At 35.3% G+C, this 23,831-nt stretch carries 19 protein-coding genes; 8 read left to right on the top strand and 11 right to left on the bottom strand.

Features of this window, described 5'->3' with window-relative positions; all coding sequences use genetic code 11:
- Window positions 1–118 precede the first annotated feature (118 nt).
- The 5 genes from MHH98_RS02215 to MHH98_RS02195 all read left to right on the top strand — a co-directional run bounded on the left by MHH98_RS02215 (window position 119) and on the right by MHH98_RS02195 (window position 5,691).
- On the top strand, window positions 119–1,813 hold the full coding sequence (locus tag MHH98_RS02215) for a sigma-54 interaction domain-containing protein (RefSeq protein WP_038179420.1): 1,695 nt from the start codon (window positions 119–121) through the stop codon (window positions 1,811–1,813).
- 92 nt (window positions 1,814–1,905) lie between these two features.
- Complete coding sequence (locus tag MHH98_RS02210; protein WP_038179504.1) at window positions 1,906–2,160, top strand: (2Fe-2S)-binding protein; 255 nt, start codon at window positions 1,906–1,908, stop codon at window positions 2,158–2,160.
- The gene (locus MHH98_RS02205) at window positions 2,157–2,495 is read left to right on the top strand and encodes a (2Fe-2S)-binding protein (RefSeq protein ID WP_038179422.1); all 339 of its coding nucleotides are present in this window, start codon (window positions 2,157–2,159) and stop codon (window positions 2,493–2,495) included. Before MHH98_RS02210 ends, MHH98_RS02205 begins: the two co-directional genes overlap by 4 nt.
- Window positions 2,488–3,711, top strand: a complete 1,224-nt coding sequence (locus tag MHH98_RS02200) for an NAD(P)/FAD-dependent oxidoreductase (protein WP_038179424.1) — start codon at window positions 2,488–2,490, stop codon at window positions 3,709–3,711. The genes MHH98_RS02205 and MHH98_RS02200 overlap by 8 nt, the downstream gene beginning before the upstream one ends.
- A 426-nt stretch (window positions 3,712–4,137) precedes the next feature.
- Window positions 4,138–5,691 carry an alanine/glycine:cation symporter family protein gene (locus MHH98_RS02195; protein ID WP_340712204.1) on the top strand — a complete coding sequence of 518 codons (1,554 nt, stop codon included), beginning with the start codon at window positions 4,138–4,140 and terminating at the stop codon, window positions 5,689–5,691.
- Window positions 5,692–5,845: 154 nt separating this feature from the next.
- Here the strand turns inward: MHH98_RS02195 and MHH98_RS02190 are convergent, their stop codons facing one another.
- Window positions 5,846–7,774: an acyltransferase family protein gene (locus MHH98_RS02190; RefSeq protein WP_076035281.1), complete on the bottom strand. Its 1,929-nt coding sequence runs from the start codon at window positions 7,772–7,774 to the stop codon at window positions 5,846–5,848.
- Window positions 7,775–8,815: 1,041 nt separating this feature from the next.
- Here MHH98_RS02190 and MHH98_RS02185 point away from each other — a divergent pair.
- Window positions 8,816–10,435, top strand: coding sequence for an SH3 domain-containing protein (locus MHH98_RS02185; protein ID WP_076035282.1), 1,620 nt, complete (start codon window positions 8,816–8,818; stop codon window positions 10,433–10,435).
- 466 nt (window positions 10,436–10,901) lie between these two features.
- Here the strand turns inward: MHH98_RS02185 and MHH98_RS02180 are convergent, their stop codons facing one another.
- From MHH98_RS02180 to MHH98_RS02170, 3 genes are all read right to left on the bottom strand, one after another.
- Complete coding sequence (locus MHH98_RS02180) at window positions 10,902–11,930, bottom strand: LLM class flavin-dependent oxidoreductase (RefSeq protein ID WP_038179428.1); 1,029 nt, start codon at window positions 11,928–11,930, stop codon at window positions 10,902–10,904.
- A 114-nt stretch (window positions 11,931–12,044) separates the two neighbouring features.
- Window positions 12,045–12,449, bottom strand: coding sequence for a MerR family transcriptional regulator (locus MHH98_RS02175; protein ID WP_051448552.1), 405 nt, complete (start codon window positions 12,447–12,449; stop codon window positions 12,045–12,047).
- A 475-nt stretch (window positions 12,450–12,924) separates the two neighbouring features.
- Window positions 12,925–13,494, bottom strand: coding sequence for a manganese efflux pump (locus tag MHH98_RS02170; RefSeq protein WP_038179430.1), 570 nt, complete (start codon window positions 13,492–13,494; stop codon window positions 12,925–12,927).
- 153 nt (window positions 13,495–13,647) lie between these two features.
- Here MHH98_RS02170 and MHH98_RS02165 point away from each other — a divergent pair, with 153 nt between their 5' ends.
- The gene (locus MHH98_RS02165) at window positions 13,648–14,403 is read left to right on the top strand and encodes a DUF817 domain-containing protein (protein WP_038179432.1); all 756 of its coding nucleotides are present in this window, start codon (window positions 13,648–13,650) and stop codon (window positions 14,401–14,403) included.
- A 120-nt stretch (window positions 14,404–14,523) separates the two neighbouring features.
- On the opposite strand, the gene MHH98_RS02160 is transcribed toward MHH98_RS02165, so the two are convergent.
- The 4 genes from MHH98_RS02160 to garR form a co-directional block, all read right to left on the bottom strand.
- Complete coding sequence (locus MHH98_RS02160) at window positions 14,524–15,843, bottom strand: gluconate:H+ symporter (RefSeq protein WP_038179433.1); 1,320 nt, start codon at window positions 15,841–15,843, stop codon at window positions 14,524–14,526.
- A 138-nt stretch (window positions 15,844–15,981) separates the two neighbouring features.
- A complete protein-coding gene (locus tag MHH98_RS02155) occupies window positions 15,982–16,830 on the bottom strand; it encodes a class II fructose-bisphosphate aldolase (RefSeq protein ID WP_340708588.1) in 849 nt (282 codons plus the stop codon).
- A 21-nt stretch (window positions 16,831–16,851) separates the two neighbouring features.
- Window positions 16,852–18,282: a four-carbon acid sugar kinase family protein gene (locus tag MHH98_RS02150; protein WP_340710544.1), complete on the bottom strand. Its 1,431-nt coding sequence runs from the start codon at window positions 18,280–18,282 to the stop codon at window positions 16,852–16,854.
- A 6-nt stretch (window positions 18,283–18,288) separates the two neighbouring features.
- Complete coding sequence (garR, locus tag MHH98_RS02145; protein WP_038179438.1) at window positions 18,289–19,179, bottom strand: 2-hydroxy-3-oxopropionate reductase; 891 nt, start codon at window positions 19,177–19,179, stop codon at window positions 18,289–18,291.
- A gap of 289 nt (window positions 19,180–19,468) precedes the next feature.
- Here garR and MHH98_RS02140 point away from each other — a divergent pair, with 289 nt between their 5' ends.
- A complete protein-coding gene (locus MHH98_RS02140; protein WP_076065946.1) occupies window positions 19,469–20,086 on the top strand; it encodes a GntR family transcriptional regulator in 618 nt (205 codons plus the stop codon).
- 143 nt (window positions 20,087–20,229) lie between these two features.
- On the opposite strand, the gene MHH98_RS02135 is transcribed toward MHH98_RS02140, so the two are convergent.
- Genes MHH98_RS02135 through MHH98_RS02125 form a run of 3 tightly spaced genes read right to left on the bottom strand, consistent with a single transcriptional unit; the run spans window position 20,230 to window position 23,796 of the window.
- On the bottom strand, window positions 20,230–21,036 hold the full coding sequence (locus tag MHH98_RS02135; protein WP_038179440.1) for a hypothetical protein: 807 nt from the start codon (window positions 21,034–21,036) through the stop codon (window positions 20,230–20,232).
- Window positions 21,036–22,142 carry an MBL fold metallo-hydrolase gene (locus tag MHH98_RS02130; RefSeq protein ID WP_038179441.1) on the bottom strand — a complete coding sequence of 369 codons (1,107 nt, stop codon included), beginning with the start codon at window positions 22,140–22,142 and terminating at the stop codon, window positions 21,036–21,038. Before MHH98_RS02130 ends, MHH98_RS02135 begins: the two co-directional genes overlap by 1 nt.
- Window positions 22,135–23,796 carry an ABC transporter permease gene (locus MHH98_RS02125; RefSeq protein WP_038179442.1) on the bottom strand — a complete coding sequence of 554 codons (1,662 nt, stop codon included), beginning with the start codon at window positions 23,794–23,796 and terminating at the stop codon, window positions 22,135–22,137. The genes MHH98_RS02130 and MHH98_RS02125 overlap by 8 nt, the downstream gene beginning before the upstream one ends.
- Between the last annotated feature and the right edge of the window lie 35 nt (window positions 23,797–23,831).

The following is a 23,831-nucleotide window of genomic DNA, read 5'->3' as shown; positions in this document are numbered from 1 at the left end:
ATAACCATTTTTATCTATATTTTTCAATTAGATGGATTAACTTTGTATTTTTTCTTATATTGTGTAAAATAAATTAGACAATTCTAATTTATTAAACAATTGAGGCGGGGAGATATTTATGAATAATGAACAAAAATTACTTCTTAAGCTCTTATCAAAAAAATTTTCAATACTTGATTCAAAAGAACTTTTAACTTCTTCATTACAAACTAAATCTTCAGAACAAACTTTTTATCGCGATGATACCGGGAAGATATTTATTAAATTGGATGATTCACAGATCTTTTGCGATATATTTTCTTTTGATACTCCGCTGCCAACTATTCTAAATTCTTGTGAGCATAATAAGCCTATATTATTCACTATGAATGATGACATTATCGGCTATACTACTAGCACTCTATTACTATCTAATTTATTTACAGAGCACTTAAAAGCTAATATATTTTTTGATACGATTTTAAATACAATTGATGAATCTTGCACAGTTATTGATGAAAATCAGAACGTATTATATTGGACAAAAGGAGCAGAGGAGTTATTTACGTTAAAAGAACAAGATGTATTGGGTCGACCTATCACTGATTTTTTTCAAGCTGAACACCTAGAAATTCTAAATTCATTGCAACAAGGAACATCTATTCAACATGCTCAGCATCAGCCACGTGAAGATTTAGTTGTTCGAATTAATTCAAATCCAGTAATTTGGCAAGATACTATTATTGGAGCAGTTGTCTCAGAGGCGAATATTACAAATCAAATTCGTTTAAATAATGAGCTTTACGAGACTTCAGAAAAGCTATTCTCTCTAGAAGAAGAAGTAAGAAAAGTAAAGAACGCTGATAATCCCTTCACTTACATAAAAGGAAATAGCCCTACACTAAAAAAGACATTAGAGAGAGTAAAAAAGGCTGCTACAACACATGCGAATATTTTGATTAATGGTGAAAGTGGTGTTGGGAAAGAGTTATTTGCTAAAGCCATTCACACTATAAGAGAAGATGATAAAGCTCCGTTTATAGCTATAAACTGTGGTGCCATTCCACCAGGACTATTTGAAAGCGAAATCTTCGGTTATGAAAAAGGAGCTTTTTCTGGTGCAGATCAAAAAGGGAAAAAGGGAAAAGTAGAACTTGCTAAGGGTGGAACATTGTTTTTAGATGAAATCGGTGAAATGCCACTCGATATGCAGGTTAAAATCTTACGGCTTCTGCAAGAAAAGAAATTCTACCCTGTTGGGGGAACTAAGGAAATTGAAGTTGACTTCCATGTAGTTGCAGCTACTAACCGCGATCTGATGGAACTTATAAAAGAAGGAAAATTTAGAGAGGACTTATATTATCGCTTAAACGTAGTGAATATTAAGATTCCCGCTCTACGCGAAAGAATAAGTGACATAATCGAATTAACTCATTATTTCTTATATGAAATTTCTATTAAATATAACCGCCCTGTTCACGGTATTTCTCAAGACATTCTACAAAATCTAATGAACTACTCATGGCCAGGAAATATTCGTGAACTAAAAAACGTAGTTGAAAGACTTGTTGTCTTCTCTGATAACGGAATCATAAAACCTGAAGACTTACCAATTGAATTACATGCTCCCTCCTTTACGAATAATAAAAAAGAGGAGAACGATTTAAAACAATATGATTCCCTACCTTTGAATCTCCAATTACAAGAATATGAAAAAGATATATTACTTAAAGAGTTACATAAAGCTGATGGGAATAAAAATACATGTGCAAAAAATCTTGGTATTACCCGTGCTACACTTTACAACCGTCTCAATAAATTAGGCATAAAATAACTACAGTTGATTTTTGGCATAGTTCTTGCATTTGTTTTAAGAATAGATTGCAAACTTTTTTGAAAGTGGTGAGCGTATTGTCAGAAAACAACATGATAATTTGTAGATGTGAAGAAGTAACTTACGGGCAATTGGTCGAGACAGCAACAGCCTACGATTGCACAGCCCGCGAACTAAAGCTCCGCACTAGAGCTGGTATGGGCTACTGTGGAGGTAGGACGTGCCGTAATTTGGTCGACAGTATAGCTAATAAAGTTCAACCGCGAAACGAGAAACAGGTTTCCTTAAAATATCAGCCACCTATTCGTCCAATTCACTTTGGAGACTTAGGAGGTGTAAACGAATGACAATGCGCATTATAGATCACCCGGTATTAGGGCGATTAAATGACTTAAATACAGTTCTATTTACTTTTAACGGTGAAACATTAACAGGTTTATTAGGAGAATCTATTGCTGCAGCTTTATTGGCAAACGGTATTCGTACAATCCGATACCATGAGGAGAGCGGTACACCACGAGGTATTTACTGCAATATTGGACATTGTTTCGAATGCAGAGTACATGTTAACGGCCAACAAGGAGTCCGTGCATGTTTAACACCATTAGAGGAGAATATGAATATCATAAGTGGCGGGAAATTACCGACACCTGTTCGTGATTGGAGGGCTAATAATGAATAATGCTATCGTCATCGGTGCAGGGCCTGCAGGCTTATCTGGAGCTATCTCCATGGCACAACAAGGATTAAAAGTAACTGTCATTGATGAATATATGAAAGCAGGTGGTAGATTACTTGGTCAATTATACGAAGAACCAACAGGCGGCTGGTGGAATGGCGTCAAGGAATCCGCAAACCTATACAATAGCGCACTATCATTAGGTGTCGATTTTAAATTAAGTACTCCAGTCTCTAATATTGAAAAAATTGATGGCCAGTGGGTTGTTTATACTAATGAACATACCTATACAACACCAAATTTATTATTAGCGACAGGTGCTGCCGAATTGCCAATCCCTATACCTGGGTGGACGCTACCAGGTGTAATGTCTGTAGGCGCCGCTCAAGTGATGACAAATGTACATCGTGTAAAACCAGGGAATAAAGGCGTAATTGTAGGCGTTAATGTACTTTCTTCTGCGATTGCAATGGAGTTAAAAATAGCAAATATTGAAGTTGCTTGTATTGCCTTACCAAGACTAACAAAGGTCAGTGAAGAGACCGGGAACCCTCTAACCGTTATGAATTCTTTACTAAATGTGGCACATATGGCTCCTTCCCAATTAGTAAAAATGGGAAGTAAACTAATGAAAAATGATTTTCTAAAGAAAATGGGAATCACTTTTTATCCTAAAAAGGGTATGAAAATGTGGGATATTCCAATTATGCTTCGTAAAGCTGTTATTGAGATTTATGGTAATAATTCTGTTGATGGTGTTATCCTAGCAGATATTAGTCCCTCGGGTGAAATAATTCCTGGTACAGAAACAAAGATTAGTGCTGATTTCGTCTGTATTGCTGGTGGCTTATACCCATTAGCAGAATTGGCCGCTTTAGCAGGCTGTCCATTCCATTGGATAGAAGAACTTGGCGGCTATGTTCCCTTACATAACGAGAAGATGGAAACAGTTCTAGATGGTCTTTACGTAGCAGGCAATATCACAGGGATTGAGGGTGCTAAAATCGCTATTAAACAAGGACATTTAGCGGGTTTAACAATTGCTAATAAAAATTATCATGGCAAACTAGAACAAGAGATACAAGATGCACTTCAACAATTAAACTCAACTAGAGAAAATGCTTTTATTCAATTCCACCCGGATATCAACATTGGTAAGCAAAAATTACAACAATACTGGATAAAACATCAACAAGATATAAAACTAGTAAAAAACTAAAAGAAAAAGAGCTCCTCCATTCTAGTTTAGCTTAACTAATGGAGTGGCTCTTTTTTAATTAGGGATATTTTTTAATTTTCAAAGTAACCAAAAATAATTTTGGCACAAAAATTGCATTAACTATATCTGAAGAAGGAATTATTCATTTTAGATTTAGAAAGGGGCGTGAATTTACTACATTAGTAAATCTCAATCACCAGTATCCTATGTCAACTGAACTTACTTTTACAAAGGAGGCCATTTTGAATAAGTACTTTATTCCTTTATCTATTTTATTACTAAGAAATATCAAGTTCACAAAATAACTATTTAGGGTTATACAGCATGATGCTTCGATCATATACGCCACTGAATTATGCAATCATTGAAGGTTTATCAATTAATTATTGTTATAAATTCTATTTGCAATCATGAGGGGGAGTCAAGATGGAGACTATCGTAACTTGGTTAGTAGATCAGGTATGGAGTACAGGACTAGTTGTTTTTGCTTTAGGAGCAGGTTTATTTTTTACGGTTATGACAAAGTTTGTACAGTTTAGATACTTCAAAGAAATGATCATGCTACTATTTGAAGGTAAAAATTCTGACCATGGAATATCTTCTTTCCAAGCCTTCTGTCTAGCTTTATCAGGAAGAGTTGGTATTGGAAATATCGCAGGAGTAGCTACAGCAATCGCATTTGGAGGCCCAGGTGCAGTATTCTGGATGTGGGTTATGGCTTTACTCGGGGGTGCCAGTGCTTTTATTGAATCAACACTTGCTCAAGTTTATAAAAGTAAAATAGGTACTCAATATCGCGGGGGGACACCTTACTTTATTGAAAAAGGATTAAAGATAAAATGGTTTGCTATATTAGTCGCTATTGTTGTGACTATATCTTATGGTATCTTACTGCCGGGCGTTCAATCCAACAGTATTGCATCAGGTTTTGAAAACGTTTTCGGTATTAACAAAAGTGTTTCTGGTCTTATTATTGTAGTGCTTTTAGGGTTTATCATCTTCGGTGGTGTTAAACGTATTGCAACAGTTGCTGATAAAGCAGTTCCTTTTATGGCTATCGGCTACGTAGCAGTGACACTTATTGTATTACTTGCTAACTTTTCAGAAATTCCAGCTATGTTCTCTCTTATAATTTCAAGTGCATTTGGTGCACATGAAGCATTTGGTGGTATTGTAGGAGCTGCCATCTCATGGGGGGTCCGTCGAGCGGTATTCTCAAACGTAGCAGGTGTTGGCGAGGCAACTTATAGTTCTGCGGCAGCTGAAGTATCACATCCTGCTAAGCAAGGTCTTGTACAAGCATTTTCTGTCTATATTGATACAATTGTCGTCTGTACAGCAACAGCTTTTATGATATTAATTTCAGGTATGTATAGCGTGACACCTGAAGGTAAGGCACCAATTGTTGATAATATGAAAGGAATCGATGCAGGTCCTATTTATACACAATCCGCTGTAGAGGCCGTATTACCAGGATTTGGAGGTATATTCATCTCAATTGCAATATTCTTCTTTGCTTTCACAACTTTAATGGCCTATTACTATATCGCAGAAACAACATTAGTATATTTAGACAAACACACAAAATTCCGTTGGCTAAATTTTGTGTTGAAAATAGGATTATTAGGTATGGTCTATATTGGAAGTGTAGAATCCGTTTCCTTCATTTGGGCATTAGGTGATTTAGGTATCGGCAGCATGGCTTGGCTTAACTTAGCCGCTATTTTATTACTTTCAAAGCCTGCCTTAAAAGTATTGAAAGATTATGATAATCAGAAAAAAGCTGGATTGGATCCGATTTTTGACCCTAGAAAAGTTGGCATTGAAAATGCTGATTTTTGGATTAATAAATGTGATGAACTGAATAGAAAAAATGGATTGACTGCAATTCTCGATCCTAAGGAAGCTGTTATTGAGCATGCCCATACATTGATTAATAAAGAAGATAAAGTAAAAAGTAAAACTCCACTCAACAAATAATGGTTCGATTCAAAAACATGCGTAGTTGATAACTCAACGTACTAGTATTGAATATCCATATCTATTTTTGCAAAAAAGCCTCCAACAGTTAGAACTTCAACTGTTGGAGGCTTTCTAATAATTAAGATATACAGTTTTATCAATTTGATAATTATCACTTAGAGTTCACAGATTGCGCTATAGCTTTGCGTACAAGCGAGGCATAAAATTTCCCACCCTCTTCATTTGGATGAATCATGTCAGGATAGAAGAAATCTTTATCATTGTTTGTTTCACTATACCAATCTACTAATGTTACATTGCTATTTTTTTCTGCAGCTTCGCTTAATTTTTCATTTACCCCGTCTTGCCAATCCCTTGGTAACCTTGTATTTATCAAGTAAATTGTGCGTTCCTTGCCAATGGCTTTTAATAATGTATCTAATTGTGTTGTACTAAAATCACCATTAGAGCCAAGACCTACCACAACAACTTGTCCAAGTTTACCTTGGCTTTTTAAGTCCGTCACAACTTTCGAAGCATCGTATACTTGACGACCTATTTGTGCATCAACAATAATTTGTGGTATTTTCTTCTGTAACTCAGTAGCAGCACTTAACATAACCGAATCACCAATCGCACTAACTGATACCTCGCTTGGTATTTCCAGTGCCTTTCTAGCCTTTTCTTTTTCTAAAGCTTCTACTTGTTCTTTTGCTGCTTCAGCTTTCGCCTTCGCTTCTTCGCGTCGCTCTTCTTCCTCTTGATTCATTTTCTCTTCATTAGCTTTCTTTGCTTCTATATTCTGTTCTTGCTGTACTTTTTCAAGTTTTTTTTGCTCTGCTATTAAATGCTCTTCCAATTGTTCACTTGCAGACTGCTTAGCTGGCGTGAAAATCATCCCCATAATGAAAATAATTAGTACACAGCCACCTATTGCTGAACCAATACGATAAGGTAATTCCCATTGAGACCAAGACCATGTCCATTCTTTCGATTGAAAATTATTTAGCCATATCCGCCATTGACCTCTGCGAATTGGATCCTCCACATATCGCCAAGATAAACCGGCAAATAGTAGTGTTAATCCAATAATGATCAACACTTTGATAAAGCTAACATCCTCATATCCAACCCCTGCTCCCATTAAAACAACAATCGGGAAATGCCAAATATAAATTCCGTAAGAGCGTACCCCTATCCAAATAAGAGGTTTAAAACTAAATAGATTTCCTACGAAACTTGCTGGATGCACTATAACTGCAATTAAAATAGCAGTCACAATTGAAGCTAAAAGCATACCGCCCATATATAAAAACGAACCTGTCTCATCCATCGTCATCATCATCAATATTAATAAAGAAAAGCTAATGATTCCTACAATGTTAAGAAGTTTTCTAGCATCATCCGTGACGTTTTTAGCAACCTTTCTACTAGGCCATACAAATGCCAACGATGCTCCTATTAATACTGAAAATGCTCGAGTATCTGTACCATAGTAAACGCGACTAGGATCTACACCTGGTTCATACATTACAAACATTAAAATAGCGGATACAAGTGCACCTAGGAAAATACCTATTGCAAGAGTTCCTCTATTCTTAACAAACTTCAAACCTATCATCATAATAATTGGCCATAATATGTAAAATTGTTCCTCTACTGCAAGTGACCACATATGTTGCAACGGTGATGGCGGAGCAAACGATGTAAAATACGAATGATCTTGTGCTATGTAAAACCAGTTGCTAACATATAATGCTGCCGCTACTATTTCTGAACGCAGCCCTACTAAAAACGTTCTCTGGAAAAGTGTAATCCACGTACCAACTAGGATTAACATGATAAATAATGCTGGGATTAACCTTCTAAATCGCCGAATCCAGAATCCTTTTAGATCAATCCTCCCAGTCTTATCCCATTCATTTACTAGTAAATCTGTTATTAAATAACCTGACAAAACAAAGAAAATGGCTACACCTAAATATCCACCGTCTACTGATTTAAAATGTAGATGATACAATACGACCGCCAACACTGACAATGCCCTTAGTCCGTCCAAACCACTTATATATCTGCGATTATCTTTCATTGGCTTTGGCATTACACTACCCCCTAAATACGCACTACTGTCTTCTATTTATATTTGACGAATTAATCAAAAGAATAGTTTTTAAAATATCGTTTTTTCTTCAAAAAATCTTAAATTATTTATTATTTAATCATGTTACTTCTATACTACTCCTAGCATTTTATAGCAAACTCCCTTTTTATTCATAAATATAACTACTTAATTTCAAAAAGTACTTTCTCCTATTTATTTTCAAATTAAATCCAATAAAAAACTACCTTCCCGATTTACATTAAAGTATATCTAAAAGGCAGCTTTTTAAAGTTTTAGAGCTTGTTTTAGTGAAATTTTTTATAGTTTTCTTAATCCCGGACGTATATCGTCAAAACCAGGAATAACTTACCAATAATAATATAGTGTGAATCCATCTGTAATGTAGTATGTTAAAAAGTAACGTATGTAATCTGCATGTTAAATATGAACCCACTATTATATATAGTCTAAAAACTTATTAAACCTTCCATATTTCACTAGCAATTCCATAGAGTCACTGTACTTTAGCTACTACCCTATTATTATTAATATATTTCCTTTTCGCGTTAAAGTACAACCTCAATATTGGCTCTTATTTAACAAACCTCTCTTTTTTTCATTTATTGTATTTTGATTTTATAAGCCCAGATACGATACATTAATGCCTCTCACTACCACAAAAAAACCTAATTTCGTTTATTTTCCGGGGTGCTTTTAAACGCTCAGAAAGCATCTCAAAACTTCTATATCATTTCAGAAAAATAGACATTTCCATAAAAAACATTTAAATCAAGTGATTCTATTTACTTACCAAAAATACTATCGACGAAACAATACTTTAGTCACCTATATATATTTACTTGGTTATATAGATTCATTTTTATATATCACATTAAAACGCATTTTAATAGTTATATATATATTAATTTTATTAAAAAGGCATTACATTTGAGTAACAAATAATATAAAATTCTCACGTTTTATTTAAAATACGCCTTTTTTACTAAATAAGCATTAATATAGCGAATGAGGAGGTATAGAATGAAAAATAATAGATTCAAATTCATGTTTTTACTTCTCCTATGTAGCATATTAATCATTCCTTCCTTTGTCGGTGTAAGACAAGCAAACGCTGCATCAACCGTCACTATGAAAGTGAATGCTGAATCACTCAATATGCGATCAGGTCCAAGTACAAACTACAAAGTTGTTAAAGTTTTAAAAATGGGCAGCAAGGTAACTAAAATTTCTACAAAGGGTACTTGGACAAAAGTGAAATCTAGCAGTACAACAGGTTGGATTTCTTCAAAATATGTTGTGAAAGTTTCAACGACAGCAACGTCAAGTACTACGAAAAAGGCCGTCGCTACAGTAAGCAATTTAAACATTCGTAGCGGAGCTGGTACTTCGTACAAAAGTCTTGGTAAGTTATCTAAAGGAACATCAGGAACAGTCCTTGCTGAAAAAAACAGCTGGGTAAAAATCAAAACGAGCAAGTATACAGGATGGGTTAGTAAATCGTATGTCTCTATTACGACTAAAAAAAGCACATCTACTAGCAGTTCAAATGGTTCAACAGTAAAACCAGCAGCAACTTCAACTGCTAATGTTGGTAAATATTTTACCGTAAAAGTAGATTCTTTAAATGTTCGAAAAAGTTCTTCAGCTAGTTCCACAAAATTAGCAGTAATTAAAAAAAATAGCTCATATAAAATTCTTGCTCAGTCTAGCAATAATTGGGTTAAAATTACATATGCTACAGGCAAAACAGGTTGGGTTTCTGCAAGTACTAGCTATGGTAAAATCACAAAAACAAAGCCAACAACTTCTTCATCTAATGGGAATTCAAATACAGGGACAGTAGTACCCTCAACTGACATTGGAAAATACTTTACTATTACAGCTGATTCTTTAAATGTACGTAAAAGTGCTTCAGCAACTTCAACAAAGTTGGGTACTGTAAAATACGGTAGCTCATTTAAAATTTTGGATAAATCGAGCAATAACTGGATTAAAATTACATATGCTACAGGCAAAACAGGTTGGGTTTCTGGTAGCTACGGTAAAATTACAAAATCAAAACCTACTAAGCCGGTATCAAACGATGGTACTAATACATCCGATGGTTCTTTAAGTGGTAAGGTTATTGTCGTTGATGCAGGTCATGGAGGATCAGATTCAGGCGCTGTTGCTAACGGTGTATTAGAGAAAGATTTAAATCTTCAAGTCGCATTAGCTTTACGTTCAAAATTGCAAGCTGCGGGTGCTATAGTGAAAATGACACGAACTACGGACATTTTCCCAACATTATATGACCGCGTTTCTTTTTCAAATATGATGAAGCCTGATGCTTTTATAAGCCTTCATCATGACTCTGCTACAGCTTCAGCTCGTGGTTTCACCGTTCTATATACAAAAGGGAAAGACAGTACCCTTGCTTCGTATATCAAACAGGGAATGAGCAACTCTCTACCGAACATGGTTAATCGTGGACACAAATATCAAAATTTATATGTACTAAGAGAAAATCCACAAATCGGTGTACTTGTTGAATTAGGTTTCATCACGAATCTGCAAGAAGTACAAACTTTAAAAACAGCTACATTCCGTAATTCTGCCGCAAATGGCATTACAAATGGTTTGATTAATTATTTTAAATAGTAAAAAGAAAAAGGAAATACCTCTCCAATCAGAGGTGTTTCCTTTTTTGTCTTATTTTTTATTTTTCTGTTTAAATGGCGATGTTTTATAGATAAAAAATGCAATCCCTGCAATGATTAAGACGATAATAAAATACTTATAAAATAGAAGTGTAACGAATAATTTCATAATTGACATGCCAAATTTCAAAATAATAAATAAAAATAATATTATTCCTAATAGCCTTAAGATAGGATTCACAGCTAACATACCCTTCGTATCAGCTTTTAAATCGCCGACTCATTGTTAGTTATTATAGCATGTCCTCTCAATTTAATGCTTCTACTTCATAGTGTTTCTTCCCTTATCAAATGAAAACTATTTTAAATAATGTATTCATCTATACTTCTAATAAATTCGGCATTCACTATTGAACTAAAACCAAAAAGACTGTCACCACATGACGATGGGACAGCCCTTTTGAGATTTATATATATTTATTAACCCCTGGCATTATTTTAGTCGCTAGTAATTCAATTGACTTAGCTACTTCTTTGTAAGGAAGCGCACCGATGTCTAGCTGTGCTAAAAAGCGAGAATGACCTAGTAATTCATGCTGTTTAAGAATTTTCTCAATAATTTCATCTGGTTCTCCGATAAACAATGATCCCTCAGGAGATGTCATTTGATCATAATCTTCACGATCTAAGTGAAAAAACATATCACGCTGCTTGTTAACATATGTCCAATAATTATTAAAGTAAGTATAAAATGTCTCTCTCGCTCGCTTTCCATCTTCAGTAAAATATCCATGACCCGTTACAGCTAATTGACACTGTTCTTTTGGATGTCCCGCTGCTTTAAATGCTGTTCGGTAATCCTCAACTAAAGGTACAAAGCATTTTGGATCATCCCCAAGAATAACAATTGCCATTCCTACTCCATAACGTCCCGCTCTCTTCGCACTTGTTGGTGTGCCTCCTACACCAACCCAGACAGGAATGGGATTTGTCGCTCGTGGTGAAATCTCTGCATTGGATAACTCAGGACGGTAATTTCCTTTCCAAGTAATAGTTGCTTCGTTATTTAACTTCAAAAACAATTCAAGGTGCTCTTCAAATAATTCGTTATATTGCTCAAGATTGTAACCAAACAATCGAAATGAATCTACTAAGGCACCACGTCCTGCCATAATTTCTGCACGACCATTCGATAATAAATCTAACGTTGCAAAATCTTCATATAACCGAACTGGATCTACAGTACTGAGAACTGTTGTTGCACTTGTTAACTGGATATTTTTTGTCTGCTGAGAAATTGCACTTAATACTACTGGCACTGAAGAAATTGCATAATCCAGTCGATGATGCTCACCTACTCCAAATACTTGAAGCCCAACTTCATCCGCAAGTTTCGCCGCTTGTAATACCTCTTGCAAACGGTCCTTTGCTTTCCCTAACTTTCCTGTTTGAGGGTCGATTCCTAAATCTGCAAAGGTATATACTCCAAACTCCATTTTGCCACCTCCTCATAGTGAGATTAGAATATGATTGATAGATGAATCTGCTACTTTAAAATCATTTTTATTTTGAAAACCTCTTCTCCTACACTACAAAAGGCTCTACAGATATTACATTAACTGATTTAACTCCAACATCATTGTTCTAATTTTATTTTTTTTATATTGAAGTTCTTGTTCTTCTTTTAGTACAAATTCTAGTTCTTGATCAAGGCTTTTTAATAATCCTTGAATTAACTTTTCTGACCCGCATCCATCAGTTCGCTTTATATTGAATATTTCCTGTACGTCCTTTAAAGTAAATCCAATTAACTGCATTTCCTTAATTGCATGAAAATCACTAATATCTTTTATTGAATAATCCCTTATTCCATTCGTCCATTTCGGTTTCACTAAATCCAATTCCTCGTAGTGACGAATTGTATCCTTTGTTGTATTCACTTTTTTTATAAATTCACTAATTTTCAATGCCTCAGCTCCTAAAACAGTAATTAGTTGACGTGGGGTTAACCCCATATTCTATCCTTTATTAAATATGAAAGGATGGATGAAATTGGTTAGTAGTTTAATAATAATATTATATTCTATGGTATGCATCACTGGTTTGGTTACCCTGACTATTAGAAATTTAAAACAGGGCATAACATTAGGCAGTTCTAAAAAGATTGCACTGACTTTTTTCGCAATAAGTCACCTCTTCTTATTAGCAATAGGCATTCAAACCTTATTTAGCGTATTACCCTTCATCTGGTTAGTTTTTACTTTATCCCTAACTATTGTATCGAGAATAATTAATGGTTTAGCTCTTTATGGCAAGAATAATTGGCGGCATTATATAGTCACTGGAACCATTTTATCTTTAATTCTATTACTTTATTTAGTTGGGATTTAATCCTTATATCTAAAATGTATTTATCTTCTACATTTAGCATTCAAATAAAATCATAAAAAAATCACCCTAAATCCAATTAGATTTAGGGCTTTCTTGTGGTTAAATGAACATCTCAAATATCCCAATGCAGATAAGTAATAATCCAGAAAGCACAGTGGAATATTTGCTGATAAATGAATTGGTCAATAAAGAACCAAAATGGTTGCCTACTCCAATCGTAATTAGTGAAAATAAACCAATTGATATAACTGTCCATATAGCTGAAATACCATTTGCACCAATCCCTATCCCACCTGCAAGGCAGTTTGCAGATAGGGCCAAACCGAGCGGCACCGATTCTCTAACAGAAATAATTCGATTCATATCTCTATCCATTGTTTCAGGATTTTTCAAAGACTCCTGATTTTTGAATTTTGTGGATAATAGTGTCCATAGCCCAATTCCACACAACAAAAAGCTGCCTATAAGGCTAGCGCTATGGGGCGAAATATACCTGGTCACCTCAGAACCCGCGATTACCGCTATATACGTTATGACCATCGCCACAAACGCAATAGTAATGTTCGAAATCATAGGGATTTTTGTTTGTTTAACCCCATAAGCTAGACCAATGCCTAAGTTGTCTAAATTAGCTGCAACCCCCATAAGTAGAATGGTAACCCAATGCATAATGACCTCCTTGTAACGATACACTCATTCTTTAAATCATATGCATAAATAATCAAAGGGTGCATTCAACTGTACTGGAATGCACCCCCTTCTTGTAAAAGCATCAATACGAACCTAATCTTATGTAATTTCGTCCAATTTTAGGGTGATTTTATGGAGAGATTATTAAAATTTACATACTTACAAGCAATATCATGCATTTTCCCAGTCATTATCTTCGCTACACTTGCCTTATCTAATCTGTTGAGAATTCCCTATTTACCACGCTATGATTTTATTTTAATCATTTGTCTAGCTGCACAAGTTTTTATGCTTATTTCAAAATTAGAGACATGGGATGAATTCAAAGTCATCTGCTTGTTTCACGTCATTGGACTAGGGCTTGAATTATTTAAAGTACATATGGGGTCTTGGTCATATCCAGAGGAGGCGTACAGTAAAATTTTTGGTGTACCTCTTTATAGTGGCTTTATGTATGCCAGTGTAGCGAGTTATATTTGTCAAAGTTGGAGGCGTTTAGATTTACATATTTACAACTGGCCAAAGCCATTTTTTGCTTATAGTATCAGCATTCTTATTTATATGAACTTTTTTACGCATCATTATATATATGATTTACGTTGGGTCTTAAAAGCATTGTTATTAGTCATCTTTTTTCGTACAACAGTAACATATAAATTGAACAAAAAAAGCTTTAAAATGCCAATGATTTTATCATTTTTCTTAATCGGTTTCTTTATCTGGATTGCTGAAAATATCGTAACGTTCTTCGGCGCATGGCAATACCCAAATCAAGAACACACTTGGTCCCTCGTTTCAATCGGCAAAATTAGCTCATGGTTTTTATTGGTCATCATTAGCATCATCATCGTGGCACAATTGAAGCAAGTGAAGAGTCGAGTGAAGTGAATAATTTACAACACCTTATTTGAAACCTGCGTAAAAAAGGCACTAACTAAATTAACTTAGTTAGTGCCTCTTTTATATATTTTTACATTAATAGAATATCAATATTTTTAAAACCTTTTATTATATAAACATGTTAATAAGAAGTACACCAGCTAGTCCTACTAAAGAAATAATGGTTACCATTACAGACCATGTCTTAATGGTTTGACCGATTGAAAGGTTGAAGTACTCTTTATATATCCAGAAACCTGCATCATTAACGTGAGAGAAAGTAATACTCCCTGCACCAGCAGCTAAAGCCATTAACTCTGGACTTATACCTGCAGCTGATACAAGTGGTGCAGCAATACCAGCTGCAGTCATACCTGCCACTGTTGCAGAACCAACCGCAACTCTTAAAAGAGCTGCAATTAACCAAGTAAGTAATAATGGTGAAAGCGTTGAACCCGCCATAATATCTGAAATATATTGATCAATATGACTATCAATCAGTACTTGTTTGAATGCACCACCAGCACCGATAATTAATAGAATCATCGCAATACCACTAACAGATTCTGAAACAGAATTCATAATCTCTGGCATCTTTTTACCACGACTAATCCCAAAGGTAAAGATGGCAATAATAACTGAGATTAAAAGGGCAACACTCGGATTACCTATGAAATTAGTAGCTGGCATAATAGGTGAACCAGGCATGAAGATCTCAACAAAAGCCTTTGTTGCAATTAGAATAACAGGGATAATAGCTGTAAAAATACTAGTGCCAAACCCTGGCATTTCATGCTCTTCAAAATGCTTTGGATTAAATAGTTCTTTAGGAATCGTCGTTTCTAAACTTTCTTTCTTAAACAACTTCGTAAACACCGGCCCTGCTAAAATAATTGCAGGAATGGCAATAATGATACCATAAATCAACATCTTACCTATATTCGCACCAAACACGTCAGCAATTGCTGTTGGTCCTGGGTGTGGTGGAACAAAGCCGTGCATCGTGATAAGAGCAGCAATAACTGGCATACCGATATAAAGTACAGGTACCCCTGCTGCTGCAGCGATTGTAAAGACTAAAGGAATTAATACAACAACGCCTGTTTCAAAGAAAAGAGCAATCCCTACAATTGATGCCGTAAGTACAGCTGCTAATTGAACTCGCTTTTCCCCAAAAACTTTGATGAGTGTCATCGCTATACGTTGAGCACCACCAGAATCCGTCATTAGTTTACCAAGAATTCCCCCAAAAATAATGACCATTGCAAGGTGACCTAGAGTCGAACCTAAACCATTCTCAATCGATGTCATAGCATCAATTGGAGACATACCTTCAAGAATACCTACTAGTAGCGAAACAATAATTAATGATATGAAAGCGTTTAACTTAAATACCACCATTAATAATAGTAATAGGGCAACCCCTACACATATAGAAACTATTGGCATAGCAATCCTCTTCTCATAAAAGTTGCGGAATGCCATTTACTGATAAGTTCTTGGCATTCCGATTTAATTTTTTCATATAAAGCTCTAATATAAAAGGCTGAAAAGCATCGAAATATTCTTTACTTAAAATCAAGGTTGTTAGGCTTTATCTGCAAATAATAAACGGACAAACTTTGTCATCACAGGTTCCATCGCTTCTTGCATACTTGCCATAATTACTGATAAATGAGCCACTTTATTTTGCTCTTGTTCAAAAGACTTTTGTAAATAAGATGTTGCAGCTAGTGATACTTCAGTATTTACATTGATTTTGCAAATTCCTTTTGCTACAGTCTGCTTAATAATTTCGTCTGGTGTCCCTGATGCCCCGTGAAGGACAAGTGGTATGCCAACTAGTTCACGAATTTCATCTAACAAGTCCAATTTGATATTAGGCTCTCCTGTATACATACCATGTACGGTTCCAATTGAAGCAGCTAGAAAATCAACACCTGTTTCCTCCACAAATGCCTTTGCAGACTGTGGATCTGTTAAAGTGCCATCCCCTTCTTCTTCATCTGAAAAAGCACCACGAGCAACTGAACCGATTTCTGCTTCTACACTGACACCCGCCATATGAGCAATCTCCGTAATTTCTTTTGTTAATCTCATATTCTCCGCAAGATCAAACTTTGAACCATCAAACATAACAGAAGTAAAACCGCATCGAATTGCTCGAATGATAGATTGCTTTTCATAAGCATGATCTAAATGAAGAGAAACCGGAACGGAAGCTTTCTCCGCAAGTACTCTAACTAATGCTGCAAAAGCTTCCACATCCACCGTATCAAAATAACGCTCTCCTAAAGCAATTATTACCGGATGCTTTTCTTTTTCAGCAACGCGAACTGCAGCCTGTGCCGTTTCAAGATTATATACATTAAATGCTGCTACAGCATATTTACCTTTTTGTGCTGCAATCAGCATATCTTTCGTATTAACTAGCATGTCTACTCAACCTTTCTTACTTTACTGATGTAATAACTCTGCTACTTCTTTTAAGGTTGTTTTTGTTCCCACATTCCCAGGGAAAATAACATAAGCCATGCCAGGGAATTTACTTTCACTACCTGTTAGCCAAACTGGAATCCCAGGTTTAATCTGCCCAGCTACTAGTGCACGCTTAACGCTAAGCCCATTTGTTCCAATATCACTTGAAGTAATACCACCTTTAGCGATAATAAAGCTCGGACGTACTTCAAGTCGTTTGACAATGCTTGTCACAGCATTTGAAATCTTCACTGACAACATTAATTCTTCTTCTTTTTTGCCTTCACCAAGATCAAGACGTTCACGCTTCGTATAGACGGCGACTGTTTGCCCTTCACTAATTAGCTTTCCACTAAGCGCTATAATACGCTCAATTTCTGCTTCAAATTGCTCTGGGTGTAATACAAGGTGAACATCAAATTCGATAAATTCAATAAAATCACATTCTTTTAGCGCTTCAAATTGCTCTGTTGTTTTCTTCACATGAGAGCCAATCATAATTAAACCACCGTTTTTAGAATGGTCTTTCATTAATTCTTCTTTAGTCAAAAGATCTCTATCACTCACGCCACCGATTACTTTAGTTAAAGCAGCAGCACTGCGGAACATGAACAGTTTTCCTGTATTCATCGCTCGGATTAATGCAATGACTACTACTTTTACATCAACGTAATCAACAGCATTTACAACGACTTTATTAAAACCATTGACTGCCATCAATTGATTAACTAAACCATCAATATCAAGGTTGCGAATAGTCTCTAATGATAAGTAAGTAGCATCAGTTGCTTTAAACTCTCCGTTTGACTTTTCTTCTGCCCACTCACCTAAATGTGAAGATTTGTAACCAAAAGTACGGTCTTTAGCAAATTCAGTTTCACCTGCAGGTACTAGTTCATTGTCATACTGTACATAATGAATATTATTAATCGTAAAGCGACCACCTTCTTTAAAGAAAGGCATAATTACTTCACCATCAAATTTCATATCAGATTGAGATTCAACTGTATTTTTTAATACTTCTGTTTCAAGGGGATAATGACCACGTAATGTTGAGTCTCCACGACTGATAATGATGAATTCTTTATTTTGTTTTTGTGCTGTACGTTCAATAACACTAGCGATATCCTTATGCGCTTGTTCAGTTTCAGCTGCTGTAAAGCCTCGTGAATTAGTTAAGAGAAAGAACATTGAATTATCTTCAGCAAAACCTGCTTCAATACTTTCTGCTGACCAATCAGTGTAGACAGAAATACCGTGTACTGTTTGAACACCTGTTGGGTCGTCATCTAGTACGATAATCTTTTTATTGAATGCCTTTAGTTCTTTTGTGAGTAAATCATTGACGATTTTTTCTTCGGGCACTGCAGGTAGATTAGAGAAAGTTTCTTTTACGTTTAAATTAGTCATTTTAACTTAACCCCTTTTCACTTCTACATTTGCCAGTTTTTCGTAATATTGTACAATCCCGCCATGATCATCATTTTCTTTGCCATTGGCTTTAAGCGCATGGAAGATTTCAAGCAAATGACTTGAAAGTGGTAGTGGCACATCTAAATCATGAGCTGCTCCCATGACATTTGTTATATCTTTTAAGTTGATTGAAATTTTCCCACCTGCTACAAAATTACGATCTAGGATAAGCGGTACTTTTGCATCCAGTACTGCACTTCCAGCAAGACCTCCACGAATCGCTTGATACATTTTCTCTACGTCAATACCTGCTTTTGCAGCAAGAACAAGTGCTTCAGACATAGCTGCAATATTTAAATTCACGATAATTTGGTTTGCTAATTTCGCTGTTACACCGCTACCACTTTTACCGACTAAAGTAATCTCCTTACCAACAGTTTGAAGTACATCTTTGACAGATTCGAATACGCTTTCTTCTCCACCGACCATAATCGCTAATGTACCATCGATTGCTTTTGGCTCTCCACCACTTACAGGCGCATCTAGCATTCCTACACCTTGTTTTGCTGCTGCTGTTGCAATTTCAACAGTAGTACCTGGTGTAATAGAACTCATATCAATAATGACAGTTCCTTTTTTAGCTGTTTTCAAAATACCAGTTTCACCTAGTACCGTGTCTTTTACGTGTTGAGAGGCAGGTAACATTGTAATAATGACATCACAAGCTTCTCCCATTTCTATTGCTGTTCCAGCTGTTGCTCCTGCTTCTACAAGTGCTTCTACAGCTTGTGTATTAATATCAAAAACCGTTAGTTCGTAACCAGCTTTAATTAAATTTAATGCCATGGGTTTTCCCATAATACCTAATCCTATAAATCCAACTTTTTTAGTCATTTTAATTAGCTCCTTCTGCTGTAATCACACTTGAGTGATTCATTGTTAACTAAAATTTCTTTAACTTAGGTCTAAACCCTGTTCTAAAATACAAGAACTTTTTCAGTTCACAGAGCCAACAGCTTTTTATTAATAAAGCGTTTTCATAACCTTACGGAACATTGTACACATTTTAATTTATTTTGTATACATTTTTAATGAAAGTGCATACAAAAATACTACTTTCAAATTATAAAGCTTATACTTATACTTTATATAAGTACAAATTAGATTCCAGGAGACGATTTTATTGGTAAAAAAGGAGACTATTCCTGCATATACGCAGGCATATGAATATATTCGAGATCAAATATTGAATGGCGAATTAGACCGCGGAACGAAACTTACTGAAGAAAGACTAGCTGAGGAAATAGGTATTAGTCGTACACCTGTGCGTGAAGCGATCCGTAAGCTAGAGCAAGAAGGACTTATTCAAAATAAGCGGGTTGTAAATCCAAGTGATATGGATCTTCGTCATATTTTTCAAGTACGTATATTATTGGAAGGATTTGCTGCCAGATATTGTGCCAGTTATATGACTGAAGAAGTACTTGAAAAGCTTAAATCATGTGTAGATATTGGCCGCACAGGAACTACAGAAGAAGTCATGACAGCAAACTATGATTTTCACCAAATTATCGTAGGTGCTACGAACAATCCAATGATGATTGACATCATTGACCGCATGCAGTCCATCATTTACCTTTTCCGCAAAACAGTTGTCCATCACAAACGACCTCTTTTAATAGAAGAGCATAATGACATCTATAACGCTATCCTTCAACATAACGGTGATGAGGCAGAGCGTCTAATGAAAGAACACATACAGAAGGATTTAGAATTCTGTTTAAATCGTATGGGAATGTAGTTAAGCTATCTGCCACGTAATCAAATAAACACATTCAATAAGTGTTTAGTGCAAACTAAAAAGGATATGGGGCTCTTTTAAAGAAAAGAGTCTATATCCTTTTTGTATTCTCCAATTAAAACTCATTTAAATAAGCTCATCATTTACTTCTCCATTACAAATGCAGTTTTACCGCGTTGATCTTCACTAAGATAACCTTCAACTTCTAACTTATCGTGCCATAATTTTTCAATGACAGCAGCTTTTGAAGCATCATCTTCTTTTGTTGATAGTTCAACCATGATATCACCTTGATAATTCCAAACTTCAATATCCGCTTCATATCCTGCATAACTACCCTTATAGGTAGTAGCCTTTGCTGGTCCATAAACAACAGTTTGCGTTAACGTATTATTGTACCAACTTTCAGAATCCCAATTCCGAATTTTTTTCGGTGCATTATCTAAAATTAGTTTCTTTGCTGCTTCAGTATCAACAGCGTTGAAGGAAACTTTTGATGTTTCTTTTAATGACTCTTTTCTGCTTACTGCAAAAGTATGATTACCACCCTTAATATCTAATTCAAATTTATAATTTGATTCGTCCCCAGTGAAACCATGATCTTGTGTTATCGCAATTGCTTCATCAAGTGGAGTGTTTAGGAACCTTTTTTTATAAGTAATATCTATCTTATTACTATCTTTATATACACGTAAGCGATGGTTATAGTCCACTCCTAAAAATGCTTTATTTACTGTATCGAAGTAGTAAATTTTTACTTCATCTTTTTTCGTTGCTGAAAAGACATTTATTATCTTAGATTCTTTAAAAATATCAGGTTTGATATTATACTTAATTTCATTTCCAGGATTAATCGCTGCACTCACCTGAGCGGAACCGTACCCGCTAATACACAGAAGAACAAGACTAGCCATAAATAACTGTAGTGCTATTTTCTTTACAATTTTCATTATATTATTTCCTCCTTTTTTTCTACTAATTTTGTAAAAGTAGTTTTCCTATTTGTTAATCGACTATGGAAATATATAGTATCAGTAGCATTTATTGTTTTTGAAAGCTCTAAGATATCTAGATAATCTAAATGTGTTTTATAAAAAAACTGCTTCGATTGAGCTTTATTTCTGGCTAGTCTCTTTAAATATCCATCTTTTTTCATGTAGCCTGTAAAAATTACTATTGCAGTTGGATATATGTGTAATAATTCTTCAATTTTCCACTCATTAATCTCTGAAACGAAATAGATTGCATTTTCACTCTCTACCCTCTCTCTAAAACAGTCCATCTTAAATGATTTCAAGATTTCTTCATATCTTGGTGTACGAATATTTTCAGGTGAATTATAGTAATCCTCAAGAAAAGAAAAGTATTCTTTATCAATGTTTACTTCTCTTTCTGTATGTTGAAAAAGATACGTAGCAATATCAGCTGTTTTACCTGAAAAAGAAGAGGGAAAAATAATAGGACGACTTGGTTGTTCCTCGATATACTTCTTAATCTGTTGTAATACTTCCAAATTATTAATCTGTTTCTCAATATGTCCACTATCTATTAAAGCTAGATCGTACTTGGTTCCATCTACTTGTGGTAAAGTGGCATTTAATAAATAGGAATCCATGACATAGTCCCCTGAGAAAAATATCACCTCCTTAAAGAATCGAATCTTGTACCAAACACTCCCTACTATATGGCCGCTATAGCCCCACTGAAATTCAAGATAATCACTAACTCTCAACCATTTTTCAATCGTTGTTGGTTGAAAAATCTTTGTATTTTTAAACGATCGTTTTAATTGTCTAGCTGTCATTTTACTCATAAAGATTTCACCTTTATAGTCCCATGTTTCTAGCATCGGCAATGCACCTGAATGATCAATATGCGAATGTGAGATAAACACAGCATCGAGTTTTTCTACATGATCTTTTGTTAAATTAGGAGGAGTTTTTTCAGCATCATTCATAATGCCACAGTCGAGTAAAATGGCATGCTCCTCATTTTCTATAAAAAAACAATTACGCCCGTACTCGCCAACTCCCCCTAAAATTTCAACCTTAAGCACCCGCATGCCCCCCTCTTTTTTGCAACCAATCTAACAGGAACATGAAGATGACAGTCATAGCTACTGTAATAACAGCAACTGCCATTCCTAAACCAACGTTTCCTTGTTCAAACTGGCTGTAAATAAACGTTGCGCCGGTCTCAACTGAAGGTGGCAAAATGAGTAATCCCGCTACAAGTTCACGCATCGAAATAATAAATGTCATCATCATCCCAGCTAGAATTCCCTGCATTAACAATGGGATAAAGATATATCGATACACGTCCCAACTATTCCGTCCAAAAATAGCAGCTGATTGGAAAATGGATTGATCTAATTGAGATAAAGAAGATTTCGTATATTGAACCGAGTATGGTAAGAATAGTACACAATAGGTCACAACCACCATTGCTTTCGTATTGTAAATCGTAGCTGGTAGTAAAGGTGAGTTCCAGAACATGATTAAACCTACTACAAACACAATTCCGGGAATAATATTTGGCATAAGACTAAAGAAATCCAATACTTGCTGTTTTTTTGTTTCGCCTTTTTTAATATAAAGTGCAATGAATAATCCTATAACAGCAGTAATACTAGCTGTGATAAATGAAAATACGATACTGTTCAGAAATGCTGATAGTCCCGCACTACCACTAGTAAATACTTCCTGATAAGATGCAAAACTGAAATTCCCTGCACTTAGGCCATCTCCCCTTACCTTTTGTAGTGATGTCACAATAATTGAAAAGTAAGGGATTCCAATTGAAAACAGTAATACAATTCCTACATATAGCCATGCACCTAGCTTTATATACCACTTATCTTTCATTTCTCGAATAGCTTGCGTCTTACCAGATAACACGCTATATGTATTTTTTCGTCCAATTAGATTTTGGAAGTACCAGATGATCAGACAAACAGAAAGTAAAAATAAAGAAAGTGATGTGGCCATACTAATGTCTACAGGCCATCTTGATAAATAGGAATGGATCTCTGTAGTAAAAACCTGAAAGCCAATTCTGCTGCCAAAAGTTGCAGGAGTACCGAATTCAGCCAAGGTCTTTATGAAAATTAGTAATACGCCTAGTACGTAACTCGAAACTAGTAATGGTAAAACAATTTTAGCCCAGTTTCTCCACGGATTTCGTCCGAATATCAATGCAGCATCAAGAAAGGATCCATTAATTCTTAGCAGTGTATTTCTCAGCATTAAATATAGAAAAGGAAATAGGTGCAAACTCATCACCATTACCATTCCAAACAGAGAGAAGAAATAATCTGACATCCATGATACACCTGGCATTAATTGTTGCAAAAAACCATTATTCTGCATAAACAATATCCAGCCCATTGACCCAATATATGGCGGTGTCATAAAGGGAATCGTTAGAACAATATCTAACCAATCAAATTTGATCAGGCTAGTTTTCGTACGAATTAACGCCATTGGTAAAGCTATAATCGTAGTACCCAAAATTACTAAAACACCTAATAGTAAAGAGTTGCCTAACGTATGCCACATTCTATCATTTTCAAACATTCTACTAATCTGCGAAAAATCTAATTGCCCGCCATCAACAAATGTATAATATAGAATTGCTAATAATGGCGCGATAGCAAACGTACCAACAATGGCTAGTAATACTCCAAAAGTTTGTCTACCTTCCATAATCATCGAGGTTTCATTCCTTCCTTAGAAAACAAGAGCTG

It is taken from the genome of Viridibacillus sp. FSL H8-0110, assembly GCF_038003565.1.
Taxonomy (GTDB): Bacteria; Bacillota; Bacilli; order Bacillales_A; family Planococcaceae; genus Viridibacillus; species Viridibacillus arenosi.
Note: the sequence above shows the minus strand (reverse complement) of the source record. Positions and strands in the feature narration are given on the sequence as shown.